Source organism: Roseiarcus sp., assembly GCF_052145395.1.
In the GTDB taxonomy this organism is placed as follows: Bacteria; Pseudomonadota; Alphaproteobacteria; order Rhizobiales; family Beijerinckiaceae; genus Roseiarcus.
Genome location: NZ_JBKQOT010000916.1, coordinates 1 through 3,007, shown reverse-complemented (window position 1 = coordinate 3,007; position 3,007 = coordinate 1). Strand labels below are relative to the sequence as shown.

At 65.8% G+C, this 3,007-nt stretch carries 3 protein-coding genes and 1 pseudogene; 2 read left to right on the top strand and 2 right to left on the bottom strand.

What is annotated here, in order from left to right; translation table 11 throughout:
• A partial coding sequence (locus ACLP25_RS31720; protein WP_442473058.1) for an acyl-CoA dehydrogenase family protein occupies positions 1-421 on the top strand: 421 nt, incomplete at its 5' end.
• A gap of 322 nt (positions 422-743) precedes the next feature.
• Entirely contained in the window at positions 744-2,207 is a 1,464-nt protein-coding gene (locus tag ACLP25_RS31715) for a DHA2 family efflux MFS transporter permease subunit (RefSeq protein ID WP_442473057.1), read from the top strand.
• Between the two features lie 54 nt (positions 2,208-2,261).
• Here ACLP25_RS31715 and ACLP25_RS31710 read toward each other — a convergent pair whose 3' ends face one another.
• Both ACLP25_RS31710 and ACLP25_RS31705 read right to left on the bottom strand, forming a co-directional pair.
• Positions 2,262-2,813, bottom strand: coding sequence for a GNAT family N-acetyltransferase (locus tag ACLP25_RS31710; protein ID WP_442473056.1), 552 nt, complete (start codon positions 2,811-2,813; stop codon positions 2,262-2,264).
• Positions 2,810-3,007: pseudogene (locus ACLP25_RS31705) on the bottom strand (glutamate dehydrogenase); the annotation flags it as partial. The gene ACLP25_RS31710 and the pseudogene ACLP25_RS31705, both read right to left, overlap by 4 nt.

Below are 3,007 nucleotides of genomic sequence, written 5' to 3'. Positions count from 1 at the left end.
GATCCAGCGCGCCCAGGAGCGCAAGACCTTCGGCAAGTATCTGCATGAGCATGGGCCCGTGGCCGAATGGATCGCGCTGTCGCGCTGCGAGATCGAACAGTCGCGCCTGTTGACGCTGAAAACCGCCTGGATGATCGACACGATGGGAGCGAAGGCCGCCGCGGGCGAAATCTCGATGATCAAAGCGGTCGCGCCGCGCATGCAGACAACCATCCTCGACCGTGCGATGCAGACCTTCGGCGCGATGGGCCTTTCGCCCGACACGCCGCTCGCCGACCTCTGGACCTGGGGCCGGGCGCTACGCTTCGCCGACGGGCCGGATGAGGTCCATCTGCGGGCGATCGCGCGCCGCGAGATCTCGCGCAGCCGCAAGAACCTCGGCTCCGCTGCCGCCTTCCTGACCCCGCCGCTCGACGCCTGACCCCGCCAGCGTTGACGCGGAACTGGGTCGTAAAGTCGCGGGCGCCTGAACGCGGTCGATTTCGCCCGAGGGGTCGGGCGAAAGCCGTCGAGGCGCGCAAGAACGCGCGCCCTCGCAACCGGTCCCGTCGAGACGCCCCAGCGCCGCCGACTGACCTTCACTTTTCCTTGATCACGGCCGATTGCTGGTTTGTTGCGCTGCAATACGGTCCTATATGGGGACTGCACCCCCTCGACCGGTTTTCACTCGGCCAGACGCCGCAGCGCGGGCGCGCCCTTGGCGTTCTCGAGCCGATTCACGGACCCAGAAGTTATCGCGGATCATGTCGGAACTGACGTCGTCACAGGTCTGCGGACTTTCCAAGCCGAACTACCGCACCACCGCCCTGATCATCGCCACTGCGCTCTTCATGGAGCAGCTCGACTCGACCGTGCTCGCCACGGCGCTGCCGACGATGGCCCGGTATTTCGATGTCACGCCCTCGCATATGAGCGTCGCGCTGACATCCTATCTGTTGAGCCTCGCGGTGCTGATTCCGGCCAGCGGCCAGATCGCGGACAGGTTCGGCGCGAGAACCGTGTTCGCCGGCGCGATCGTCGTCTTCACCCTCAGTTCCGTCCTGTGCGCACAGGCGCAAAATCTTCCCATGCTCGTCGTCGCGCGGTTGTTGCAGGGCGCCGGCGGCGCGATGATGATCCCGGTTGGCCGCCTGGTCCTGCTGCGCAGCGTCGATCGGACCGATCTCGTTTCAGCGATGAGCTGGTTTCTGGTGCCGGGCCTGATCGGTCCAATGCTTGGGCCGCCCGTCGGCGGCCTGATCGTCACCTATCTCGATTGGCGTTGGATTTTCTATATCAACGTTCCCATTGGCGTTCTTGGCGTCCTCCTGACATGGCTCTTCATCCAGAACACGCGCCCGAAGACGCGCACGTCTTTTGACGCCTGGGGTTTCGCGTTGTCCGGAGTTTCGCTCGCCTGTCTGCTGTTCGGCTTCGAAACGGCGAGCCGAGGCATAGGCGAAACCTCGCTCGCGATTGCGCTGATCGGTGCGGGCCTGGTCAGCGGGGCCGCGTATGTCGCCTATGCGCTCAGCCGGCGCCGGGTGACGCCCATCCTCGACCTCAGCCTGATGCGGATCAAGACGTTTCGGGTGTCGGTGATCGCCGGGTCGCTTTCGCGCATCACCCAGGGAGCGCAACCGTTTTTGTTGCCGCTGATGATGCAACTCGGCTTCGGCATGTCGGCGGCGCAGAGCGGCCTGCTGACCTTCGCCACCGCTCTTGGCGCTGTCATGATGAAGGCGGCCGCGTCGCCCATCCTGCGGCGCTTCGGGTTTCGCACCACTTTGATCTGGAACGGGATATTCTCCAGTCTGCTTTACGCGACCTGCGCCGCCTTCCGGCAGAACTGGCCGCATTGGTCGCTGTTCCTCGTTCTGGCGATCTGCGGCTTCTCGATGTCGCTGCAATTCACCGCCTACAACACGGTCGCTTATGACGATGTGCCGCCCGAACGCACGGCCTCGGCCAATAGCTTTTACACGACGTTCCAGCAGTTGATGCTGTCGTTCGGCATCTGCACGGGCGCGCTTGCGCTGACCGTCTCGAAGACTCTCGCCGGGCGTCTGCACCCGAGCGTCGGCGACTTTTCGACGGCGTTCCTGATCGTCACCGCCATTTCGCTGCTCGCTGCGCCCGTATGTCTCGGGTATCCGCGCGATGCAGGGGCGGAAATGAGCGGGCGCCGACGGGAAGGCGCAGAACTCGAGGCGGAGCACGCGACATAAAAGCGAGTCGTGGCCCGATAGCCGCCGGGCCTTCGTCTCGAACCGGGTGATGGCTCAGAGGCTCGGATCCGAGGCGGCGCCGGGGCCCAGCCGCCGCTGGAGGATCGGCGTATCGACCCAGCGGCCGGACTTGAAGCCGACCGATTTCAGGACGCCGGCGCGTTCGAATCCGAACCGCAGGTGCAAGCCGATCGAGCCGGCGTTTGCGCTGTCGCCGACGACCGCGAGCATTTGCCGCCATGGGCCGCGCTCGCAGCGCTCGATCAGGGCGCCGAGCAGCGCGGACCCTACGCCCCGATCGCGCAGGCCGTCGGCGACATAGATCGAGTCCTCGACCGTAAAGCGGTAGGCGGGACGCGCGCGATAGGCGGCGGCGTAGGCGAAGCCCGCGATCCCGGCGCTCGTTTCGGCGACGAGATAGGGTAGTCCGCTGTCGACCGAGGCGCGGCGGCGCGCGAGCATCTCGTCGAGCGCGGGCGGCGTCTCCTCGAAGGTCGCGAGCGAGGTGAGCGCGTAATGCGCGTAAATATCCGTCACGGCCGCCATGTCGGCCTCGCTTGCATCGCGAACCAGCACCTCGATCGGAGAATCGCTGACGCCCGTCACGGGAACAGGCCCCTCGCCTGCTTCGCCTTCATCACCCGTTCGACCCCGATCGCCATGGCGGCGGTTCGGTTGGCGACGCCGTCGCGCTTGGCGCGGGCGACGACCATTGTCCAACTCCGGTCGAGCGCGCGCTCGAGCCGGTCCATCACTTCGTCGCGCGACCAGAAATATTGCTGCAGGTCCTGCACCCATTC